Genomic DNA, 20,434 nt, shown 5'->3' with positions numbered 1-20,434 from the left:
TCGATCTCGGGAGGTTGCAGCATGACGGTGGTGGCAGAACGGCGGGTGCTCCCCGCGCGGACGCCCACGGCGAGGCCATGGCGGCGGGACGACATCCAGGGCCTGCGCGCGGTGGCCGTCACGACGGTCGTGGCCTACCACGCGGGGATGCCCTTCGTGCCCGGCGGATTCGTCGGGGTCGACCTGTTCTTCGTGCTGTCGGGATTCCTCATCACGCAGCTCCTGCTGCACGAGGTGGCGACGACCGGCACCGTCAGCCTGCGCCAGTTCTGGGCGCGCCGGGCCCGCCGCATCATCCCGGTGTCTGTCCTGGTGCTCGTCACGACGATGCTCGCGGTGCGGGCGTTCATGAGCCCGCTCGACCGCAAGGCGATCGGCACGGACGTCCTGTGGTCGGCGCTGTTCTCCGGCAACTGGCGGTTCGCCCAGCAGCAGACCGACTACCTCGCGAGCGACCGCGACCCGTCGCCGGTGCTGCACTACTGGTCGCTCGGCGTCGAGGAGCAGTTCTACCTCGTCTGGCCGCTGCTGCTCGTCACGATTGCGGTCGTCTGGCGGCTGGCCGGCCGGCGCCGCAAGGCGTACGCGGTGACGTTCGGTGGCGCCTTCGTCGCGGTGAACGTCCTGTCGCTCGCGTACTGCGTGCACACGACAGCGACCAACCAGCCGTACGCCTTCTTCGGCACGCCGGCGCGGGCCTGGCAGCTCGCGGCGGGTGCCCTCGTCGCGGTCGCGGTGCCGGCACTCCTGCGGCTGTCCGGCCGGGCACGTGCGGGCCTCGGCGCCATCGGCGTCGCGCTCTTCGCTCTCAGCGTGGGGCTGCTCGACGAGGCCGGCACCGGCGGCCTCGGCTACCCGTCGTGGCTCGCGATCGCCCCGACCCTCGCCGGCGTCCTGCTCGTCGTCTCGGGCACGGGTCCGTACTCCCGCCTCAACCGGCTGCTCTCGATCCGGCCACTGACGTACGTGGGTGACCTGTCGTTCTCGATCTACCTCTGGCACTGGCCCGTGCTGGTCATCGGGATGGTGGCGCTGGACACGCGCGCCCTGCCCGTACGTCTCGGGCTCGTCGCGCTCGCGCTCGGCCTCAGCGTCGCGAGTCACCGGCTCCTCGAGGAACGCGTACGCCGCGCCCGTGTCCTGGTGACGCACCCGAGGCTCAGCATCGCCATCGGTGCCGCGCTGGTCGCCGCGACGATCCCGGTGGTCGCGTACGCGTCGCAGACCGAGACGATCGACCACGTCCTCGTGGCACCGGAGCGCGCGTCCGCAGGCACGCCCCTCGTCTCCCGGCACGTCACACCGTCGCTCGAGGCCGCCGCCACCGACGCTGGTCCGTACAAGGACCTGGGCTGCCACGTCGGGTTCAAGCAGCTCACGCTCCCGGACTGGGGCACCTGCACGTTCGGCGACCCGAAGGCCGGCACGAGTGTGGTGGTGCTGGGCGACTCCATCGGCGGCGCCATCGCTCCCGCCGTCGTCGAGGCCGGCAAGCAGCACGGGTGGGCCGTCACCGTGTGGGCCAAGAGCCGCTGCCCGATGGCCGACGTCACGAAGTACGACCCGGAGCTCGGCGGCGCCTACACCGCCTGCGACACGTTCCGCGCCGCCGCGCTCCAGGCGATCGAGCAGCGGCATCCGGATGTCGTCGTGCTGGCCATGAGCCGGCTCTCGACCGGCGAGCTGGCGACGGACGGCTCAGTGGCCGAGGGCCGCGACGCCGTGGACCTCGCGACGCGGGGCCTCGAGCACACCGTCGAACGGCTCCGCTCGGCGGGCATCGGCGTCGTGCTGTCGGACTCGCCCAACCGTGCGCCGTTCTTCCCCACGAGCTGCCTGGCCAAGACGCGTGACGCTGCTCGGTGCACGTTCCCGCTCGACCGCCAGCCCTCGGTCATGGCTGCTGCGGCTCGGGCGCTGCCTGGCGAGGCCGGCCTGGTCGACGCGAATGCCACGGCGTGCCCCCGCAGCAGGTGCCTGCCGGTGGTCGGCGACGTCGTGGTCTACCGCGACAAGCTGCACTTCACGCGGACGTTCGCGCTGACGCTGGCCGGCCGTTTCGCCGCCGGCATCGAGGCCCAGCTGGGGCGCTGAGCGTGGGTCAGCGAGCGAGGTCGCGGGCGATGACGAGGCGCTGGATCTGGTTGGTGCCCTCGAAGATCTGCATGACCTTGGCCTCGCGCATGAACCGCTCGACGGGGAAGTCACGGGTGTAGCCGGCGCCGCCGAAGACCTGCACCGCGTCGGTGGTGACCTTCATGGCGTTGTCGGTGCACACGAGCTTGGCGATCGAGGCCTGGCGCGAGAACGTCTGCCCGGCGTCCTTCATCCGCGCCGCCGCGAGATAGGTCGCACGGGCGGACTCGACCGCAGCGGCCATGTCGGCCAGCACGAACCCCAGCCCCTGGTGGTCGATGATCGCCTTGCCGAACGTCTGGCGCTCCTTGGCATAGGCCACTGCCGCATCCAGTGCGCCCTGGGCGAGGCCCGTCGCGACGGCGGCGATGCCGAGGCGGCCCGAGTCGAGACCCGCCAACGCGATGGGCAGGCCCTGACCCTCCTCACCGAGCCGCCGCTCGGCCGGGATGCGCACGTCCTCGAACAACATCGTCGCCGTGGTCGAGCCCATCAGGCCCATCTTCTGCTCCGGGTGGTCCGCGGACAGGCCCGGTGTGTCGGCCGGCACCAGGAAGCACGAGATCCCGCGGCCGCCATCGTCGGACGTACGGGCCATGACCTTGTAGAAGTCGGCCTTGCCGCCGTGCGTGGTCCACGCCTTCGCCCCGTTGAGCACGTACGAGTCGCCGTCGCGCACCGCGCGGGTCCTCATCGCCGCCGGATCCGATCCCGCGTGCGCCTCCGACAGGCAGTACGCCCCGAGCTGCTCGCCCGACAGCATCTCCGGCAGCCACTTCTCCCGCTGCTCATCCGTGCCGGCGGTGAACAGGCCGAAGCACGACAGCGCATGCACGCTGACCCCGACACCGACCGACGCGGACACCGTCGCGATCTCTTCCAGCACCTGGAGATAGACCTCGTATGGCTGACCGCCGCCACCGAGCTCCTCGGGATAGGGCAGCGACAGCAACCCGGCGCGACCGAGGGTGCGGAACACCTCACGCGGGAACTCCCCCGACGCCTCGATCTGCGCGACCCGGGGCGCCAGCTCCTTGGCCACGATGTCCCGCGTCAACGCGATCAGGTCGGAGGACTCCTCGGACGGCATCAGACGAACGGCGGGCATGGGTCTCCTTGATCGGGTCGGCGCCACTCCAGACTACGGCGGCCGCGCGCGTCCTCGTCACGGAGAGGTGTGACCGCGCCAGAACCGGGTATTCCCCCTGGAACAGCGGCGCGTACGCCTCATGACGCGCGCCGTCGAGAGAGGGAGACCGACATGGACGACAGCAACTGGTGGGTGTGGGTGCTCATCGCCCTCGCCGTCATCGCACTGATCGCGATCATCGGCGTCACGCTGCGCAACCGCGCCAACGTCAAGGCCGTGCAGCGCGACCGCTTCCGCGCGGGCCAGCTCCGCGAGGAGGCCGAGGTCAGCGCCGTCGAGGCCAGCCGCCGCGAGGCGGATGCCGCGGCAGCGCGTGCCGAGGCGGAGCAGGCCAGGATCGCCGCCGAGCAGCTCGAGCGCCAGGCCCAGGACCACGAGCGCGATGCGGGGCAGGTCCGCGCCGAAGCCGGCGAGCGACTCGCCGAGGCAGACCAGATCGATCCCGACATCGACGACGACCTCACGAGCCGCGACACGGGCGGCACCCGCACGAATGACGTGGCGGATGACCGGTTGACCGACAGCCAGGCCGACGATCGGCTCGCTGACGAACGGCCGGCCGGCGAGCACGTCCGCGACACGCGCAGGGACCTCTCGTAGGGCTGCCTAGAGTGAGCCCATGACGAGCGCCACGGACGACCTCGGGCACCCGGTCGAGGTCGTCCGTCCGGCGCGGCGCGTGGTGTCACTCGTCCCGTCACTCACCGAGGCCGTCGCGGCGACCCGGCCCGAAGCGCTCGTCGGCGCCACCGACTGGTGCACGCATCCGCGCGACCTCGACGTCCCCCGCGTCCGCGGCACCAAGAACCCCGACCGTGCTGCGATCGCCGCCCTGCGCCCGGATCTCGTCCTGGCCAACCGGGAGGAGAACCGCGAGCTCGACGTGCGGCGCCTCCGCGACGCCGGCATCGCCGTGTGGGTCACGGTGATCGAGACCGTCGACGAGGCGTTCGCGTCGATGGAGCGGATGTTCACCGAGGCGCTCGGCTGGGAGTCCCCGGACTGGCTCGACGAGGCCAGGGCGGTGTGGGCCGAGCCCGCACCCGACTCCGGCCGGCGGGTGGCGATCCCGATCTGGCGCGACCCGTGGATGGTCGTGGGCGGCCGTACGTTCACCGGCGACCTGGCCGCTCGGCTCGGCCTGGTCAACGCGTTCGGCGAGGGCGACGAGCGCTATCCCCAGGTCGAGCTCGCCGACATCGACTCCCCCGACGTCGACCTCGTGCTGCTGCCGGACGAACCGTACGTCTTCACCGCCGACGACGGGCCGGAGGCGTTCAGCCACACGCCGACCCGGCTCGTGTCCGGTCGATCGCTCACGTGGTACGGGCCGTCGATGCTGACCGCCCGTGCCGAGCTCGAGTCGACGCTCGACTAGGGGCGTTTGGCCGCCGTCGCCTTGCGGGCGGCAGCGCGCGACACGGCCTTGCGAGGCTCGCGCGCCTCGACCGTGACGGGCTTGAGGGCGACGACCGGCGGCGTCTCGCCGACGATCGCGTTGTGGCTGCCCCAGACGAGGTACTTGGCCGTCAGGTTGATCATGGTGGCGAACCGGTTGCGGTTGCCGAGCAGCGTCGCGACGTGCAGGCCGACCCAGATGACCCAGGCCGGGAAGCCCTTGAGCCGCGGCAGGAACTTGATCTCGGCAACGGCTGACGAGCGACCGATCGTGGCCATCGTGCCCTTGTCCTTGTACTTGAACGGCTTGATCGTCTTGCCCGCGAGCTCGGCCTTGATGAACTTCGCGGCGTGCTTGCCACCCTGGATCGCCGGCTGCGCCAGCTGCGGGAGCGGCTCGTCGGGGCTGATCGAGACGTCGCCGATCGCGAAGACGTCCTTCATGCCCTTGACCCGGAGGTGCTCGTCGGTCTCGATGCGTCCGCCGCGACCCTGGGGCACGGCCCAGTCCTGGACCGTCGGGTGCGCCGTGATGCCACTGGCCCACACGACGATGCCGGCGGGGAGGAACTCCTGCTCACCGTTGTGCTCGACGAGCACACCGTCCTCGCGGACCTCCTTGACGGCGGTCTCGAGGCGCAGGTCGACATCGCGCTTCTCGAGCGACTTCCTGGCGTAGTCGCGCAGCTTGGGGTGGAACGGCCCGAGGACGTGCGGCAGCATCTCGATCAGGGTGATGTGGACGCGCTTGCGGTCGAGCTCGGGATAGGTGACCGGCATGTCGTTGTTGCGCAGCTCGGCGAATGCTCCGGCAGTCTCGACGCCCGTGGCGCCACCGCCCACGACGATGATGCGCAGGTCACGGTCCTGCCCGTTGACCGCAGCGTCCTCGAGGGCGGCGAACATCTTGTCGCGCACGGCCAGGGCCTGCGACCGGCGGTAGAGCGGCATCGCGAGCTCGGCGGCGCCGGGGATGCCGAAGAAGTTGGCGGTCACGCCCACGGCGATGACGAGGTAGTCGTACTTGACCTCGAGCCCACCGTCGAGCTGCAGCGTCTTGTTGTCGTGGTCCATCGACTCGACGAGGCCCTTGAGGAACCGCACGTTGCTCTGCTTGGACCGGATCGCGCGGAGGAACCACGTGATGTCGCCGGGGTTGAGGCTCGCGGTCGCCACTTGGTAGAGCAACGGCTGGAACGTGTTGTAGGTGTGCCGGTCGATCAGCGTCACGTCGACGTCGGCGCGCTTGAGCTTGCGGACGGCAGCGATGCCGCCGAACCCGCCTCCGACCACGACGACGTGAGGGCGTTTCTGACCGGGAGCGCTGCTGTCTGGCATGTCTTCAGTCTATCGACCGAGGGGTGGGCGACGCACATCGCGGGCGGGCTCTGTGACGACTCTCATGTCCGGACAAATCCGGTCGCTCAGTCGCGGCGGCGACGACGTACGAGGAGCACCGCGGAGACCACGATCGCCACGAGGCAGAGCGGCAGCACGACCCAGGAGAGCACGGCGAGATCGTGGTAACTGTCGCGGATCTCGGCCTCCGAGAGGTTCATCCAGTTCATGTCCGAGTCGACCTGCTGCTGGACGAGCTCCTCGCGCGCGAAGCCGTAGACCACGAGGAAGAACGCGCAGCCTGCGGCGACGATCGACGAGATGATCAGCGCGATGATCGAGACGACCTTGACGGGATCGGTCGGTGCCGGCGGCCGGGGCGCGTACGCCTGCGGGTGCGGCGCCCACGGCGGCGGACCCGGCCAGTGCTGCGGCGCTCCGGGCCCGGCGCCTCCGGCCGGATCCGCGTGAGGCGTCGAGGGCAACGGCGGCGGCCACGCGGCCGGACGCGCCGGCGGCGGCTCCTTGCCGTTCATCAGGTCGAACCACCGCCGGACGTCCGGGTGCCAGAGCTGGAACACGAGGAACAGCGCGAGGAATCCCACGAGGAACGCCGGAATCGACTGGAGAATCCCCACCGTGGCCATGATCGGCGTCGCGATCGTCAGCATGATGCGGCTGACCGCATGTCCCATCGCGCTGTAGATCGCGAACACGAGCACCGCGGCGCCCAGGAACGCGAGCACGCCGAGGTAGATCCGATAGATCAGCTCGGCGTGACCGCGGGTGAGGCCGTCCTCGACCCATGGATCGGTGAATCTCGCGACCCGCTCCTGACCCTCGATGGAGTCCCAGCCAGTCAGGGCGCGCAGGGCCTGGACGGCCTGGAACACACCGATGAACCCCAGGTAGAGGCAGGTCGACACCAGCCGGTGCGGGCGCTCGGGACGGTCCTCGGTCATGCCCTCCATCCCACCATCACGGTGGTGACGAACCTCAGGCGGCCTTGACCGTCAGCTCGTCGGCGTCGGGAGCACGGTCGACCACCACGGTGTCTCCGTCGCGGACGTCGCCGGCCAGCAGCGACCGCGCGAGCCGGTCGCCGATCGCCTGCTGCACGAGCCGGCGCAGCGGCCGGGCGCCGTACGCGGGATCCCACCCGGTCAGGGCGAGCCACTCCCGCGCCGCCGGCGTGACCTCGAGCGTGATGCGCCGCACCGCCAGCCGCTTGGCCAATGCCGAGACCTGCAGGTCGACGATGTGCGCCAGCTCGTCGGTGCCGAGGGCGTCGAACGTGACGATCTCGTCGAGCCGGTTGAGGAACTCGGGCTTGAACGACGCCTTGACGACGTCCATGACCGCCGAGCGCTTGGCGGCATCGTCGAGCGCGGGATCGCTGAGGAACACCGAACCGAGGTTGGACGTGAGGATCAAGATCACGTTGCGGAAGTCGACCGTACGTCCTTGGCCGTCCGTCAGGCGCCCGTCGTCGAGCACCTGCAGGAGGATGTCGAACACCTCGGGGTGCGCCTTCTCGACCTCGTCGAGCAGCACGACCGAGTAGGGCCGGCGACGTACGGCCTCGGTCAGCTGACCACCCTCGTCGTAGCCGACGTAGCCCGGAGGCGCGCCGACGAGCCGGCTGACCGAGTGCTTCTCGGAGTACTCGCTCATGTCGATGCGGATGATCGCCCGCTCGTCGTCGAACAGGAACTCCGCGAGCGTCTTGGCGAGCTCGGTCTTGCCGACGCCGGTCGGGCCGAGGAACAGGAACGAACCGGTCGGCCGGTCGGGGTCGGAGATGCCGGCACGCGAACGGCGTACGGCGTCGGACACCGCCGCGACCGCGGTGCGCTGACCGACGAGCCGCTTGCCGAGCTCGTCCTCCATGCGCAGGAGCTTGCCGGTCTCGCCCTCGAGCAGGCGCCCGGTCGGGATGCCGGTCCAGGACGCGACGACCTCGGCGACGTCGTCGGCGCCGACCTCCTCGTGCACCATCGAGTCGCCCTCCTGGGCCGCCTCCGCGGCCTGGGCGTCCTCGAGCTGTCGCTCCATGGCCGGGATCTCGCTGTAGATCAGCCGGCTCGCGGTGTCCATGTCACCCTCGCGCTGCGCGCGCTCGGCCTGGCTGCGGACCTCGTCGATCCGCTCCTTGATCTCACCGACGGCGTTGAGGGCCTGCTTCTCGCGCTCCCACCTGGTCTCGAGCGCCCGCAGGGCCTCCTGCTTGTCGGCGAGCTCGACGCGGAGCTTGTCGAGCCGGTCGCGGCTCGCGTCGTCCTGCTCCTTGTCGAGGTGCAGCTCCTCCATGCGGAGCCGGTCGACGGCACGGCGCAGCTCGTCGATCTCGATCGGGCTCGAGTCGATCTCCATGCGGAGCCGGCTGCCGGCCTCGTCGATCAGGTCGATCGCCTTGTCGGGCAGCTGACGGCCGGGGATGTAGCGATCCGACAGGGTCGCGGCCGCGACGAGCGCGGCATCGGAGATCGACACCTTGTGGTGCGCCTCGTAGCGCTCCTTGAGACCGCGCAGGATCGCGATCGTGTCCTCAGGGCTGGGCTCGCCGACGAACACCTGCTGGAACCGGCGCTCCAGGGCGGGGTCCTTCTCGATGCGCTCGCGGTACTCGTCCAGCGTCGTCGCGCCGATCATTCGCAGCTCCCCACGGGCCAGCATGGGCTTGAGCATGTTGCCGGCGTCCATCGCGCTGTCGCCGCCGGCCCCCGCACCGACGACGGTGTGCAGCTCGTCGATGAACGTGATGACCTGGCCGTCCGACTCCTTGATCTCGGTCAGCACGGCCTTGAGGCGCTCCTCGAACTCGCCGCGATACTTCGCTCCGGCCACCATCGCGGCCAGGTCGAGCGAGATGAGCCGACGGCCGCGCAACGACTCCGGAACGTCACCCGCGACGATGCGCTGCGCGAGGCCCTCGACGACGGCGGTCTTGCCGACGCCGGGCTCGCCGATCAGGACGGGGTTGTTCTTGGTGCGCCGGGACAGCACCTGGACGACCCGGCGGATCTCGCTGTCGCGGCCGATCACGGGATCGAGCTTGCCCTCGCGCGCCACGGCGGTCAGGTCGACGCCGTACTTCTCGAGCGACTGGTAGGTGTCCTCCGCGTCAGCGCTGGTGACCCGGGCCCCTCCGCGCACCGCGTCGAACGCGGCCTGCAGCGACTCGGCGGTCGCGCCGGCATCGGTCAGCACGGTCCGGGCGGGCGACTCGACGGTCGCGATGCCGACGACGAGGTGCTCGGTCGAGACGAAGTCGTCGCCCAGCTGGTCGGCGAGATCCTTGGCCCGCTGCAGCACCTCGTGACTCGCGCGAGACAGGCCCGGGTTCTGCACGCTGGCGCCGCTGGCCGACGGCAGCGCGTCCAGCGCCGACTTGAGCCCGGTGCGTACGGCCTGGGCATCGACGCCGCCCGCCTGGATCAACGGCGCAGCGGTGCCGCCGTCCTGGGCGAGGAGGGCGGACAGGAGGTGGGCCGGCTCGACCGCGGGGTTGCCCGCGGCGGCGGCAGCCGAGATTGCGCTGCCCAGCGCCTGCTGGCTGCGCGTCGTGAACGTGGCAAGGTCCATGGTGGTTCTCCTGGAATGGAACGAGTGTCACTCATCTCAACGCATTCAAAGTTGAGTCCATTCCTATCAACTTTGCCCGATCGGTGCCAATCCGTCGAGCAGAGCGAATCAGCCGTCGCCGTACGGCCGATCGGTCTCGGGCTGGCTCGAGCTTCGCGGATCGCGGACCGGCTCGTCGGCTCCGCGGTCTCGCACGCTCGGCGCGTCGCGCTCCTCTCGCCGTTCGGGCTCGAGGAACTCGGCTGGCATCTCGGACATGCCCCTCCTTGGGACGAAAGGATGTGTCCTGCATCACACTAGGTCGGCGACGGTCTGCCAGCAACCACCGCCGGCTCAGTAGCCGGTGAAGTAGTCGGTCTTGACGCCCTTGCACCGCTTCGCGAGGCCCGGGCGCACGGCGTTGACCATGGCCGGCGGCCCGGAGACGTACGCCGTGCGGGCCGCCAGGTCCGGGACGGCCTGGGCGATCAGGTCCGTCGACAGGAAGGGTGCCTCGACGTAGGTCCAGCTGTCCGGCAGCCCGCTCGGCGCAGCGGGTCCGACGAGCACGACCCGGAGCCCCGCGAGCTCCTCCACGAACGGCACCTCGTCGGGCGACGAGACACCGTAGACCAGCACCGCATCGCGCGACGACTCGTGCCGCAGCTGGCTCAGGAACGGCGTGATGCCGATGCCGCCCGCGACGAGCAGCAGAGGTTCGGAGGAGTCCGACGGCAGCAGGAAGTCGCCGCCGATGCCGGTCGCGTGGACCGTGTCGCCGGGCTCGAGGGCCAGCAGCGCCTTCTTGAAGCTCGACGAGTCCTCCGGCACGCGCAACGCGAACGACACCCGGCCCTCGGCGTTCGGCGGCGAGCTGATGCTGAACGAACGACGGCTGCCACGGCCGTCGACCCCCGCGTGCGGCACGGTGAGCTCGGCATACTGGCCGGGCTCGAACGACACCGGGCGCTTGGCGCGGAACGTCAGCTCGCGTGTCTCCGGTGTGAGCACCCGGCTCCCCTCGAGCACGAACGTGACGCCGTGCCGGCGGGCGAAGGCGAACGCGAGCAGGTTGCCGATCAGCAGCGCGAGCTGCTGGCTCACGCCGATCCCGTCCACGGTGAACGGCGTCTTGTCGAGCAGGGCGATCCACTGGGGGTACGAGATCACGACGGCCACGACAACGGCCACGACCAGCTGCTGGTGCCGTCGCGGCGGAAGCGTCAGCGGCTCGCTCAGCATGAAGCCGGCGATGAAGACGAGGGCGACCGAGTAGGCGGTGGTCTTGAGGGCTGCGTCGAACGGCTGGTCGTACCCGGACGTGAAGCCCCAGACGGTCAGGGCGCCGGCGAGGACGATGAACACCGCGCCGAGGTCCAGGCGCCGGGTTCGCCAGAGCACCAGGAACGCGCCGACGGCGACGTACGGCAACAGGGTCTTGGAGGCGGCCCACCACGTCGGGTCGACCGTGGTCTCGCGGTTCACGACGTGTTGGAGCACCACGATCAGGAAGGCCCCGGCTGCGGCCGGGTTGAAGATGTGCCGCCCGCGCCACGCGAGGAGGTACTTCGACAGGTTCGCCAGCACGGCAGCGCCGGCGAGCCACGCAAGCGTCTCCCCGTCGGTCGTCGGCCAGAACAGGAACCACAGCAGCAGCCCCGTGATGATCGACGACTCACCGTGCGGCGTGATGCGCCAGATGAATCCGCACACGCGATTGCTGACGTACGACGCGGCGAGCAGCACGACCAGCGTGACGAGCTCGGCCTTGACCGTGAACGGGTCGGTGAACGTGCCGCCGGCCGTGTAGGCGACCATCACGGCGGCCAGCGCGAGGAGCACGATCGTGACGAGGCGGTACATCGTCACCCGCCCGAGCTGGCGGTCGAGCAGGTCGCGGGGATTCGCGTTCATGAGAACACCTCTCCAGGAAAGTCCGGGGATCGTTCGACCCGGCCGTCAGCGTGCATGCGTACGAACTCGTGGTCGAAGCGTGACACGAGTCGGGCCGGATCGGCGAGGAAATGGGCGGTGGCGAGGCCGTCGGCGAGCAGGCACGAGTCGGCCACGACCCACGTCGCCACGATGTCGCGGGTCGGCTCGCCGGTGCGCCCGTCGAGCACATGGTGCAGGCCGTCGCCCCACGCGCGCCTGTTCGTTGCGGAGGCGCAGAGCGCCTGTCCACGAGACAGCTCCGCGACGCCGATGGCACGGGTCGCGTCGCCGGGATGCTCGAGGGCGACGCGCAAGGGATCGTCCCTGCGGTGCAGCAGGTCGCCGCTCGCGTCGATCGTGACGTCGGCGACCCGGTGGGCCGTGAGCACGCCCGCCACGAGGTCGACGAGGTGGCCCTTGCCCGCTGCGCCGACATCGAGCAGCAACGGCTCATGGGCGGTCAGCGCCGGATAGTCCCAGGCGATCAGGTCCCACGCCGGCACGGCAGCGGGCGAAGCGACAGGTCGCAGGGAATACGTGTCGTCGTAGCCGAGATCGGCGAGCGTACGCCCGACAAGCGGCGTCACCGCGCCGCCGGTGACCTCGTGCAACGCGACGTAGAGGTCGAGCAGGGCGCGCGAGTCGGGATCGAGCACCCACGTCCCGCCCTCGACGGCGATCCGGGAGACCACCGAGTCTGGCCGGAACCGTGACCACACCGCATCGAACTCATCGATGCGGGCGGTCACGGCTGCGGCGACGTCCAGGGCGAGCGGCTCAGGGGTGTCGATCTGCCACGCGGTGCCGATCGCCTCGAACTGCCAGGCGGTCGGCTCAGGCCTTGGCATCAGCCTTGATCTTGTCGATCGCCTCGTTGAAGCCGAGGTGCGTGAGTGACGAGCCCGCCACCTTGTCGACCTTCAGGTCGTCGAGGCTCTTGCCCACGACCTCGCTCGAGATGCCGCTCGCGAACTTCTCCTGGAAGCTCTTGGAGGTGCCGTCCGTGGCCTCGGGCGTGACCTCGACCTTGCTGACCTTGTTGTCGGCCAGCGTGAGCTCGACCTTGACCTTCGAGTCACCACCCGGGTTGACGTAGCTCGCCTCGGCCTCGTAGTCGCCGTCCTTGTAGGTGGCTGCTGCGGCTGACGAGTCATCGGTCGTGGCGGACGGCGCCGACGAGCTGGGCATGCTGGACGCATCGTCGCTGCCACCACTGCCGCAGGCGGCGGTGAGCAGCATGACGGAGGCGGCTGCTGCCGCGGAGAGCATCTTCTTGTGCGCTGGGAGTTTCATCGGTCGGGCTCCTGAGCTCGAGGGTATGGAATCACCGTGCAATGGAGAGAACGGAACAGGATGGCTGAACGTTCAACCGTATGAACGGGACCTTCGCGGGGGGAGTTCCAGCCTGTGAGTCTTGTTACAGACTCACAGGTTCCGCACAGCCGCCGTCGCCGCGTGGAACCCGCCCATGCCGTGGACGCCGCCACCGGGTGGCGTCGAGGCCGAACAGAGGTAGAGGCCTTTGGCCCCGAGCGAGTACGGGTTGGGCGAGAACCGCGGCCGCATGACGACCTGCCACGCGTCGTTGGCGCCGCCGCCGATGTCGCCTCCGGCGTAGTTCGCGTTGTGGGCCTCGAGCTGCGCCGGGCCCGCCGTGGTCTTCGCGACGATCCGGTCGCGAAAGCCCGGTGCGAAGCGCTCGATCTGGTCGGTGATCGCCTCGGTCGCATCGCCCGTGTAGCCGTTGGGGACGTGCGCATAGGACCACACGGGATGCACGTCGCCGGCCGAACGGCCCGGGTCGGCGAGGTACTGCTGGCACACCAGGACGAACGGGCGGTCGGGCATCCGGCCGGCGTGGACGTCGCGCTCGGCGGCGTTGAGCTCCTCGAACGTGCCCGCGAGGTGCAGGGTGCCGGCCTTGCGGGCCCACTCGTTGGTCCAGGGAACGCCACCCTCGACCGCGAAGTCGACCTTGAACACGCCGGGTCCTGAGCGCCACCGCGTGAGCGGCCGGCGTACGCGCCCGGGCAGCGCATCGCCCGCGATCCGCAGTGCACCTGCCGGCGAGGTGTCGAAGATGACGATGTCGGCCTGGGGCAGCTCGGTGACCTCATGCCCCGTCTCGATGCGGCCACCGTGCTCGACGATGTCGGCAGCGAGGGCCCGGGCGATCGCGGCCGAACCGCCCTTGGCCACCGGCCAGCCGTACGCATGACTGGTCAGGCCGAACATCAGGCCGAGCCCGCCCGTCGTCGGCCGGCTCAACGGGTAGATCGCGTGGGCGGCCAATCCGGCGAACAGCCCACGCGCCTCGTCGGTCTCCCAGCGACGGGCGATCCACGAGGCCGGCTGCAGCGCCCGCATGCCGAACTTCGCCATCATGATCGGGTGCTTCGGCACGTGCACGATCGGGCGGAACAGCTCGCCGATCAGCTCGTCGCTCGACGCGGCCAGCGGGGCGTACAGCTTGCGCCATGCCGGGCCGTCGACGCCGAGCCCTTCGACCGTGCGGTCGAGGTCACGGAACAGCACACCGGCCCGGCCGCCGTCGAGCGGGTGGACGGCGTCGACCTCGGGCCACAACCACTCGAGGCCGTGGCGCTCGAGGTCGAGGGAACGGAAGAACGGCGATGCGACCGCTGTCGGGTGCGTGGCGCTGCAGATGTCGTGCAGGACGCCTGGGACGTTGAGCTCCGCCGACCGGGTGCCACCGCCGATCTCGTCCGCGGCCTCCAGCACGGTCACGTCGATCCCGGCCCGGGCCAGCACGACGGCAGCGGCCAGCCCGTTGGGCCCGGAGCCCACGACGACGGCAGTGGTCATGTGTTCAACCTAGTCGGCACCTCCGCCCGCCGTACGGCCCTAGGGTGACTGGATGCTGGTCGATCACGATGTGCCCACCGTCCTCGGCCGGCTCCGCGTTCGCGTCGACGGTGACGGGCCGGCGATGCTGATGTGGCCGAGCCTCCTGATGGACGGCAGGCTCTGGGCGGCGCAGGCCGCGCACTTCGCCGGCCGGTTCACCGTGCTCGTGGTCGACCCACCCGGCCACGGCGACAGCGAGCCGCTCACGCGAGGGTTCAGCTTCGAGGAGTGCGCCACCGTCATCGAGCAGGTGCTCGACCACTTCGGTGTCACACGCGCGCACGTCCTCGGCAACTCGTGGGGCGGCATGATCGGCGGCACGTTCGCCGCTCTGCACCCGGACCGCGTCGGCGTCTCGGTGCTCATGAACGCCACCGCGACGACCGCCGGCCGCTACCAGCGGATCGAGTACGCGGCGATGCTGCGAACCGCTCGCGTCCTGCGCGGCATCAGACCGCCATTGACGCGCTCGGTGCTCAAGGCGTTCCTCGGGCCGACGACCCTGCGGACGCGCGGCGACGTCGTGCGCACCGTCCGCGCGTCGCTGTCGCGGGTCGACATGACCTCAGCGACCTGGGCCGTGCGGAGCGTGGTTCCCGAGCGCCCCGACCAGCGCGAGCTGTTCGCACGCATCACCACGCCGGTGCTCGTGATCGCCGGCGCCGAGGATGCCACGTTCCCGGTCGCGGAGAACCGCGCGATGGCTGACGCGATCCCCGGTGCCGACTTCGTCGTGATCGACGGCGCCGCCCACCTCGCTGCGCTGGAGGTGCCCGACCAGGTCAACGCGTTGGTCGACGACTACCTGGCGAGACATCCGCTCGACATGTGAGCCGCGCCACAACTTCAGCACCTGAGCCCTGTCGCACATACACTTTCAGGATACCTGAACTCAGTTCAGGTGTGACCCACCCCACACGATTGCCGTTCGCATCGCAAGACGCCCGAAGTGCCCTTGATCAGCGTCCTTAGCCTTGCCTAAGACAGCGTGGCGATCTTCCCCCAGGAGTTGTGTATGAGCAGGCAATTGCGTGTCGCCGTGATCGGCGCCGGACCGGCGGGAATCTACGCGGCCGACATCCTCACCAAGTCCGAGGTGGACGTCACGATCGACATCCTCGACCGCGATCCGACGCCGTTCGGCCTGATCCGCTACGGGGTCGCGCCGGACCACCCGCGCATCAAGGAGATCGTCAAGGCGCTCAAGCGCGTGCTGTCCAACGACGACATCCGCTTCTTCGGCAACGTCAACTACGGCGCCGACCTCAAGCTCGACCACCTCCAGCAGTTCTACGACGCCGTCATCTTTGCGACCGGCGCCCGCGCCGACCGCGACCTCGAGATCCCGGGCATCGACCTCAAGGGCTCGTTCGGCGCGGCGGACTTCGTCTCCTGGTACGACGGCCACCCCGACGCCCCGCGCGACTGGCCGTTCGACCCTCACGCCGAGAGCGTCGCCGTCCTGGGCGTCGGCAACGTCGGCCTCGACGTCGCCCGCATGCTTGCCAAGACCGCCGACGAGCAGCTCGTCACCGAGATCCCCGACAACGTCTACGCCGGCCTCAAGGCGAACGCCGCCAAGGACGTCCACGTCTTCGCCCGCCGCGGTCCCGCGCAGGTCAAGTTCACCCCGATGGAGCTGCGGGAGCTGTCGCACTCGCCCAGCATCGACGTCATCATCCATCCGGAGGGCTTCGAGCTCGACGAAGGATCCATGGACGCCATCCGCGCCTCCAAGTCGGTCAAGCTGGTCGTCGACGTGCTGCAGAACTACCTCGCCAAGGAGCCGACCGGCGCCGCACACCGCATCCACATCCACTTCTGCCAGAACCCCGTCGAGATCCTCGGCGAGGACGGCCGCGTCGTCGGCCTGCGCACCGAGGTCACCGAGCTCGACGGCACCGGCAACGTACGCGGCACCGGCGAGCTCGTCGACTGGCCGGTCCAGGCGGTCTACCGGGCCGTGGGCTACCGCTCGGAGAACCTCGCCGGCATCCCGTTCGACGACACCCAGGCGATCGTGCCCAACGACGGCGGACGCGTGATCGACATCGAGGGCGACCCGCTGCCCGGCGCGTACGTCACGGGCTGGATCAAGCGCGGACCCGTCGGACTGATCGGACATACCAAGTCCGATGCCGCGCAGACCATCGAGCTGCTGCTCTCCGACGTCGACGCACTCGTCGCGCCGCCGGAGCCCGAGCGTGACGCCGTCGACCGCTACCTTGCGGGACGCGGCATCGAGTTCACGACGTGGGAGGGCTGGGAGCAGCTCGACGAGCACGAGCTCGCGCTCGGCGAGGCGGCCGGGCGTACGCGCATCAAGGTCGTCCCGCGCGACGAGATGGTGCGGATCTCCCGCAGCTGATCAGCTGCGGCGGCCCTGCAGGTTGCACATCAGCAGGTGCATCGCCTCGTCGGGCGGTGCCTCGAGGGGCAGCGGCGTGGAGTCCGGGCGCGCCCGCAACCCGTCGAACAGCAGCGTCAGGTAGCGGCGCCAGAGCTCGGGCTGCTCGGGCGTCGACAGCGACCCGATCAGCATGAACTGCATGCCCAGGTCCGTGACCTCGACGTCCTTGCGAAGCGCTCCCTCGGCCTGCGCCCGCTGCATGAGGCTCTCGACGATCGGTGCGATTCGTTCGCGGCCGACGGTCATCTGACCGCTCTCGTTGAGGGTCTGGACCATGACCTCCTTGAGCCCGCGGTCGGCGACCTGCTTCTCGACGGACTTCTCGAAGAACCAGGTCAGGCCGTCCCACGCATCGGGGATCGCAGCGGCCTCGTCACCGATCGCGACCATCTCGTCGATCCGCGACTCGAACAGGGCCTGCACGAGCTCCGAACGCTCCGGGAACCGCCGATAGACCGTGCCGACGCCGATGCCCGCGCGGCGGGCGATCTCGTCGTAGCCGGCCTCGAGCCCCTGCTCGGCGAAGACTTCCGCGGCGGTCTCGAGGATCAGCTCACGGTTGCGCGCAGCGTCCTTGCGCAGCGGCCGTTCGGCTTCCTGCGTGGAGATGCTGCCTGGGGTCATGCCGCCATACTACCGGACCGGAGACAACTTTCCGTTTCGTGGGACAGGTCACACGTACAAATGGAGAGTTCTTTCCGGTTATCGTCTACAGTGAAACGGAAGAGACTTTCCACTTACTGACCTTCCGGAGCTTCCCATGACTGACACCTTGGTCGTCGACCGACTGCGGGCCACGCCGCCCGACCATGCCGACAACCCGCACCACACGACGCGCTGGCTGATCCTCGGCGTCATCGCGCTGGCGCAGCTCATCGTCGTCCTCGACGCGACGATCGTGAACATCGCGCTCCCGACCGCCCAGGAGTCGCTCGGCTTCTCCAACGACAACCGGCAGTGGATCGTGACCGGGTACGCCTTGGCGTTCGGCTCGCTCCTGCTGCTCGGTGGGCGGCTGAGCGACCTCGTGGGCCGCAAGCCGATGTTCATCGTCGGTCTGATCGGCTTCGCCGGCGCCTCCGCGATCGGCGGCGCGGCACAGAACTTCGAGATGCTCGTCTCGGCCCGCGTGGCGCAAGGCATCTTCGGCGCTCTGCTCGCACCCGCCGCCCTGTCGCTGCTGACCGTCACGTTCACCGACGCCGCGGAACGCGCCAAGGCGTTCGCGATCTTCGGCGCGATCTCCGGCGGTGGCGGCGCCATCGGCCTCATGCTCGGCGGAGCGCTCACCGAGTACCTCTCTTGGCGGTGGTGCCTGTACGTCAACGTTCCGCTCGCCGCGCTCGCCGTGATCGGCGGCGTGCTGCTCCTCAAGAAGCAGGCTCGCGAGGAGAACCCTCCCAAGCTCGACATCCCGGGCACCGCCGTCGTCGTCGCCGGCCTCGTGTCGTTCGTCTACGGACTCGCCAACGCCGAGTCCGACGGCTGGTCCAGCGCCGTCACGCTCGTCTGCATCGCCGTCGGTCTCGCCCTGCTCGCGGTGTTCGCCGTGATCGAGAGCCGGGTGCACAACCCGCTGCTCCCGCTGCACATCATCTGGGACCGCACCCGCGGTGGCTCGTTCCTGACGGTGGCGATCATCGGGATCGGCCTGTTCGCGGTGTTCCTGTTCCTGACCTACTACGTCTCGCTGACCCTCGGCTACAGCCCGCTCAAGACCGGGTTCGCGTTCATCCCGATGATCCTCGGCATCATGGCCACGGCCACGGGGTTCTCCGGCGTGGTGGCTCGCACCGGCCCGAAGATCCCGGTCTTCTCCGGCATGCTGCTGGCGTCCTTCGGCCTGGTGCTGTTCGCCCAGCTCGACCTCGACAGCACGTACGCGGCGAACATCCTGCCGGGCCTGATCATCACCGGCCTGGGTGTCGGTCTGGCCATGGCTCCCGCGTTCAGCGCGGCGACGTCCGGAGTCGACGCCGAGCATGCCGGCGTCGCCTCAGCCGCCGTCAACACGTTCCAGCAGATCGGTGGCTCGATCGGCACGGCCGTGCTGAGCGCATTCGCCGCGACCGCTGCGACGAACTACCTCGACGGCAAGGCTCCCAGCCCGCACAACCAGGCACTCGCCGCGATGGAGAGCTACACCACCGTGTTCTGGTGGGGTGCCGGGATCTTCGCCGTCGGAGCTGTCATCTGCGGTCTCCTGCTCCGCCCCGGGCCCATCGCGGTCGACCCCGACGCGGCGCCCGTCCTGGCGCACTGATCGCGCCGCGCGTTGCCCGCGACCCGTCACGGCATGAGCCGGGCGGGTCGTGGGCTGCGCGGAGACGGTTCAGCGCTGGGCCAGCACCTGGACGTGGCAGCTGCCACCGTTGTCGGGCGCCGGGAGGTTGTTGATGACGAAGCGCGTGGACCCGCCGGCCGACACGTTGGCCAGCTGACGCGTCTTGGCCTTCTCCGCACCCCCGGCAGCCTCGCCGACGTACACGGTGACTTGATAGGTCACCTTGGTCTTGCCGGTGTTGGCGATGAATCCCGACGAGTTCCAGATGCCCTTGGAGGTCTTGGCACAGCGGAACTTCGACAGCGCCTCTGGCGCCGGTGTTCCCTTGGGCGGCGCGATGGTCGGCGTGGTCACGGCCTGGGTCGGTGCGGTGGTCGTGGCCTTCGTGGCGGGCGGATCGTCCGAGCCACCACCGCAGCCCGCCAGCACCAGGAGCAGGGCCACCGCGAGCGTACGCATGGGGTCATCCCATCACGCGGCGGCCGCGGCGGGTCGGAGGCGCGCTCCTCGACGGGGAGATGGCCCGGCGCAGGGCCGGGCCATCTCCTGTCCTGCCGAGCTCAGGTCATCAGAGCTCGAGGTGCGCCCCACTGGTGAGGTCGTCGATCGTGATGCTCGACCATGCTGCGGCGACCAAGGTGGCTCGCTGCCCCGGCGGGCAGTCGAGCACGCTCGATGCCGCCGGTCCCGTGACGCTGAGCGAGCCGAGGAGGTTGCCGTTCTTCGCTGCCGTGAACGTCCCGCTCTGCTGGAAGTCGCCGCTGACCGTCGTCTTCTTCGGGTCGGACGGCACCTTCTTGCCACCGTTGACGCAGGAGTACGTGGCGTCGAGGTGGGCGCTGACCTGGATCGTCTCCGTGGAGCCGGACTCGAGCCCCGCTTCCTTGAACTTGACGGTCAGCGCGGTCCCGGACTGCGAGACCGATGTCTGACTGGCGATGAAGTGGGCGTTGCCGGCTTGTGCCGCGGTGGACGTGAAGAGGAGAGCCGCACTTGCTGCGGCAATCACAGAGAAAATTCGCCGTGAAATCATGGTGGGTCTTCCTGGGAGAGGTGAGCGATCGTGCGGAGTGCGCTTGCGCTCGTTCGCCCCCCAGCGCGCAAGCGCCAGGAACTCCGGCTCCAGGAGGTCCACGTCAGGAGCACGTTCCACACGTGCCCCACCGCGGACGCTACGCCGGGACATCGCGTCTCTTCTTGACCCGAAGTGACTGGTCCAGGAGGGCCATGTCGTGCGGAGCCTCCCGACCAATTACTATGACGTCCTACTAACTTGAGGAGCACCATGAGCGGGATCGAACGCGTCGGAGTCATCGGCGGCGGGCTGATGGGATCGGGCATCACCGAGGTT

General features: G+C 69.7%; 18 protein-coding genes. 6 read left to right on the top strand and 12 right to left on the bottom strand.

Annotation, left to right across the window (positions count from 1 at the left end; all coding sequences use genetic code 11):
- Positions 1 to 21: 21 nt before the first annotated feature.
- The gene (locus ASC61_RS08525) at positions 22 to 2,094 is read left to right on the top strand and encodes an acyltransferase family protein (RefSeq protein WP_162243659.1); all 2,073 of its coding nucleotides are present in this window, start codon (positions 22 to 24) and stop codon (positions 2,092 to 2,094) included.
- Positions 2,095 to 2,101: 7 nt separating this feature from the next.
- On the opposite strand, the gene ASC61_RS08520 is transcribed toward ASC61_RS08525, so the two are convergent.
- Positions 2,102 to 3,244 carry an acyl-CoA dehydrogenase family protein gene (locus ASC61_RS08520; RefSeq protein ID WP_056210935.1) on the bottom strand — a complete coding sequence of 381 codons (1,143 nt, stop codon included), beginning with the start codon at positions 3,242 to 3,244 and terminating at the stop codon, positions 2,102 to 2,104.
- 153 nt (positions 3,245 to 3,397) lie between these two features.
- Here ASC61_RS08520 and ASC61_RS08515 point away from each other — a divergent pair, with 153 nt between their 5' ends.
- Together ASC61_RS08515 and ASC61_RS08510 are read left to right on the top strand one after the other, a co-directional pair.
- A complete protein-coding gene (locus ASC61_RS08515) occupies positions 3,398 to 3,886 on the top strand; it encodes a hypothetical protein (RefSeq protein WP_056210933.1) in 489 nt (162 codons plus the stop codon).
- A 19-nt stretch (positions 3,887 to 3,905) separates the two neighbouring features.
- Positions 3,906 to 4,664 carry a helical backbone metal receptor gene (locus tag ASC61_RS08510; RefSeq protein WP_056210931.1) on the top strand — a complete coding sequence of 253 codons (759 nt, stop codon included), beginning with the start codon at positions 3,906 to 3,908 and terminating at the stop codon, positions 4,662 to 4,664.
- Here the strand turns inward: ASC61_RS08510 and ASC61_RS08505 are convergent.
- The 8 genes from ASC61_RS08505 to ASC61_RS08475 form a co-directional block, all read right to left on the bottom strand.
- Positions 4,661 to 6,022: an NAD(P)/FAD-dependent oxidoreductase gene (locus tag ASC61_RS08505; protein ID WP_056210928.1), complete on the bottom strand. Its 1,362-nt coding sequence runs from the start codon at positions 6,020 to 6,022 to the stop codon at positions 4,661 to 4,663. The genes ASC61_RS08510 and ASC61_RS08505 overlap by 4 nt on opposite strands.
- Before the next feature lie 86 nt (positions 6,023 to 6,108).
- Positions 6,109 to 6,984 carry a hypothetical protein gene (locus ASC61_RS08500; protein ID WP_157439429.1) on the bottom strand — a complete coding sequence of 292 codons (876 nt, stop codon included), beginning with the start codon at positions 6,982 to 6,984 and terminating at the stop codon, positions 6,109 to 6,111.
- A gap of 34 nt (positions 6,985 to 7,018) precedes the next feature.
- Complete coding sequence (gene clpB / locus ASC61_RS08495) at positions 7,019 to 9,607, bottom strand: ATP-dependent chaperone ClpB (protein ID WP_056210925.1); 2,589 nt, start codon at positions 9,605 to 9,607, stop codon at positions 7,019 to 7,021.
- Between the two features lie 108 nt (positions 9,608 to 9,715).
- A complete protein-coding gene (locus ASC61_RS19710; RefSeq protein WP_157439428.1) occupies positions 9,716 to 9,865 on the bottom strand; it encodes a hypothetical protein in 150 nt (49 codons plus the stop codon).
- A 75-nt stretch (positions 9,866 to 9,940) separates the two neighbouring features.
- Positions 9,941 to 11,500: an FAD-dependent oxidoreductase gene (locus ASC61_RS08490; protein WP_056210923.1), complete on the bottom strand. Its 1,560-nt coding sequence runs from the start codon at positions 11,498 to 11,500 to the stop codon at positions 9,941 to 9,943.
- Entirely contained in the window at positions 11,497 to 12,369 is an 873-nt protein-coding gene (locus ASC61_RS08485; protein WP_056210921.1) for an FAD:protein FMN transferase, read from the bottom strand. Before ASC61_RS08485 ends, ASC61_RS08490 begins: the two co-directional genes overlap by 4 nt.
- Positions 12,356 to 12,814, bottom strand: coding sequence for an FMN-binding protein (locus ASC61_RS08480; protein WP_056210919.1), 459 nt, complete (start codon positions 12,812 to 12,814; stop codon positions 12,356 to 12,358). Before ASC61_RS08480 ends, ASC61_RS08485 begins: the two co-directional genes overlap by 14 nt.
- A gap of 132 nt (positions 12,815 to 12,946) precedes the next feature.
- Complete coding sequence (locus tag ASC61_RS08475; protein WP_056210917.1) at positions 12,947 to 14,347, bottom strand: phytoene desaturase family protein; 1,401 nt, start codon at positions 14,345 to 14,347, stop codon at positions 12,947 to 12,949.
- Between the two features lie 52 nt (positions 14,348 to 14,399).
- On the opposite strand from ASC61_RS08475, the gene ASC61_RS08470 reads away from it, so the two are divergent.
- Positions 14,400 to 15,221 carry an alpha/beta fold hydrolase gene (locus ASC61_RS08470; RefSeq protein ID WP_056210915.1) on the top strand — a complete coding sequence of 274 codons (822 nt, stop codon included), beginning with the start codon at positions 14,400 to 14,402 and terminating at the stop codon, positions 15,219 to 15,221.
- Positions 15,222 to 15,404: 183 nt separating this feature from the next.
- On the top strand, positions 15,405 to 16,757 hold the full coding sequence (locus ASC61_RS08465) for an FAD-dependent oxidoreductase (protein ID WP_056210913.1): 1,353 nt from the start codon (positions 15,405 to 15,407) through the stop codon (positions 16,755 to 16,757).
- On the opposite strand, the gene ASC61_RS08460 is transcribed toward ASC61_RS08465, so the two are convergent.
- Entirely contained in the window at positions 16,758 to 17,423 is a 666-nt protein-coding gene (locus ASC61_RS08460; protein WP_056210911.1) for a TetR/AcrR family transcriptional regulator, read from the bottom strand.
- Between the two features lie 136 nt (positions 17,424 to 17,559).
- On the opposite strand from ASC61_RS08460, the gene ASC61_RS08455 reads away from it, so the two are divergent.
- The gene (locus ASC61_RS08455) at positions 17,560 to 19,062 is read left to right on the top strand and encodes an MFS transporter (protein ID WP_082530542.1); all 1,503 of its coding nucleotides are present in this window, start codon (positions 17,560 to 17,562) and stop codon (positions 19,060 to 19,062) included.
- 69 nt (positions 19,063 to 19,131) lie between these two features.
- Here ASC61_RS08455 and ASC61_RS08450 read toward each other — a convergent pair whose 3' ends face one another.
- Both ASC61_RS08450 and ASC61_RS08445 read right to left on the bottom strand, forming a co-directional pair.
- Positions 19,132 to 19,542 (bottom strand): hypothetical protein, encoded by a 411-nt coding sequence (locus ASC61_RS08450; RefSeq protein WP_056210909.1) that lies wholly within the window; start codon positions 19,540 to 19,542, stop codon positions 19,132 to 19,134.
- Between the two features lie 109 nt (positions 19,543 to 19,651).
- Positions 19,652 to 20,092 (bottom strand): hypothetical protein, encoded by a 441-nt coding sequence (locus ASC61_RS08445; RefSeq protein WP_200935412.1) that lies wholly within the window; start codon positions 20,090 to 20,092, stop codon positions 19,652 to 19,654.
- Positions 20,093 to 20,434 lie beyond the last annotated feature (342 nt).

Source organism: Aeromicrobium sp. Root344 (assembly GCF_001425755.1).
GTDB lineage: Bacteria > Actinomycetota > Actinomycetes > Propionibacteriales > Nocardioidaceae > Aeromicrobium.
The sequence above is the reverse complement of the archived record's forward strand: the minus strand, read 5'-3'. Positions and strand labels throughout refer to the sequence as shown.

What these genes read in the sequence shown, in the direction of transcription:
- ASC61_RS08525 (WP_162243659.1), top strand. Translation starts at nt 22, where the DNA reads ATGACGGTGGTGGCAGAACGGCGGGTGCTCCCCGCGCGGACGCCCACG.
- ASC61_RS08520 (WP_056210935.1), bottom strand. Translation starts at nt 3,244, where the DNA reads ATGCCCGCCGTTCGTCTGATGCCGTCCGAGGAGTCCTCCGACCTGATC.
- ASC61_RS08515 (WP_056210933.1), top strand. Translation starts at nt 3,398, where the DNA reads ATGGACGACAGCAACTGGTGGGTGTGGGTGCTCATCGCCCTCGCCGTC.
- ASC61_RS08510 (WP_056210931.1), top strand. Translation starts at nt 3,906, where the DNA reads ATGACGAGCGCCACGGACGACCTCGGGCACCCGGTCGAGGTCGTCCGT.
- ASC61_RS08505 (WP_056210928.1), bottom strand. Translation starts at nt 6,022, where the DNA reads ATGCCAGACAGCAGCGCTCCCGGTCAGAAACGCCCTCACGTCGTCGTG.
- ASC61_RS08500 (WP_157439429.1), bottom strand. Translation starts at nt 6,984, where the DNA reads ATGACCGAGGACCGTCCCGAGCGCCCGCACCGGCTGGTGTCGACCTGC.
- clpB (WP_056210925.1), bottom strand. Translation starts at nt 9,607, where the DNA reads ATGGACCTTGCCACGTTCACGACGCGCAGCCAGCAGGCGCTGGGCAGC.
- ASC61_RS19710 (WP_157439428.1), bottom strand. Translation starts at nt 9,865, where the DNA reads ATGTCCGAGATGCCAGCCGAGTTCCTCGAGCCCGAACGGCGAGAGGAG.
- ASC61_RS08490 (WP_056210923.1), bottom strand. Translation starts at nt 11,500, where the DNA reads ATGAACGCGAATCCCCGCGACCTGCTCGACCGCCAGCTCGGGCGGGTG.
- ASC61_RS08485 (WP_056210921.1), bottom strand. Translation starts at nt 12,369, where the DNA reads ATGCCAAGGCCTGAGCCGACCGCCTGGCAGTTCGAGGCGATCGGCACC.
- ASC61_RS08480 (WP_056210919.1), bottom strand. Translation starts at nt 12,814, where the DNA reads ATGAAACTCCCAGCGCACAAGAAGATGCTCTCCGCGGCAGCAGCCGCC.
- ASC61_RS08475 (WP_056210917.1), bottom strand. Translation starts at nt 14,347, where the DNA reads ATGACCACTGCCGTCGTCGTGGGCTCCGGGCCCAACGGGCTGGCCGCT.
- ASC61_RS08470 (WP_056210915.1), top strand. Translation starts at nt 14,400, where the DNA reads ATGCTGGTCGATCACGATGTGCCCACCGTCCTCGGCCGGCTCCGCGTT.
- ASC61_RS08465 (WP_056210913.1), top strand. Translation starts at nt 15,405, where the DNA reads ATGAGCAGGCAATTGCGTGTCGCCGTGATCGGCGCCGGACCGGCGGGA.
- ASC61_RS08460 (WP_056210911.1), bottom strand. Translation starts at nt 17,423, where the DNA reads ATGACCCCAGGCAGCATCTCCACGCAGGAAGCCGAACGGCCGCTGCGC.
- ASC61_RS08455 (WP_082530542.1), top strand. Translation starts at nt 17,560, where the DNA reads ATGACTGACACCTTGGTCGTCGACCGACTGCGGGCCACGCCGCCCGAC.
- ASC61_RS08450 (WP_056210909.1), bottom strand. Translation starts at nt 19,542, where the DNA reads ATGCGTACGCTCGCGGTGGCCCTGCTCCTGGTGCTGGCGGGCTGCGGT.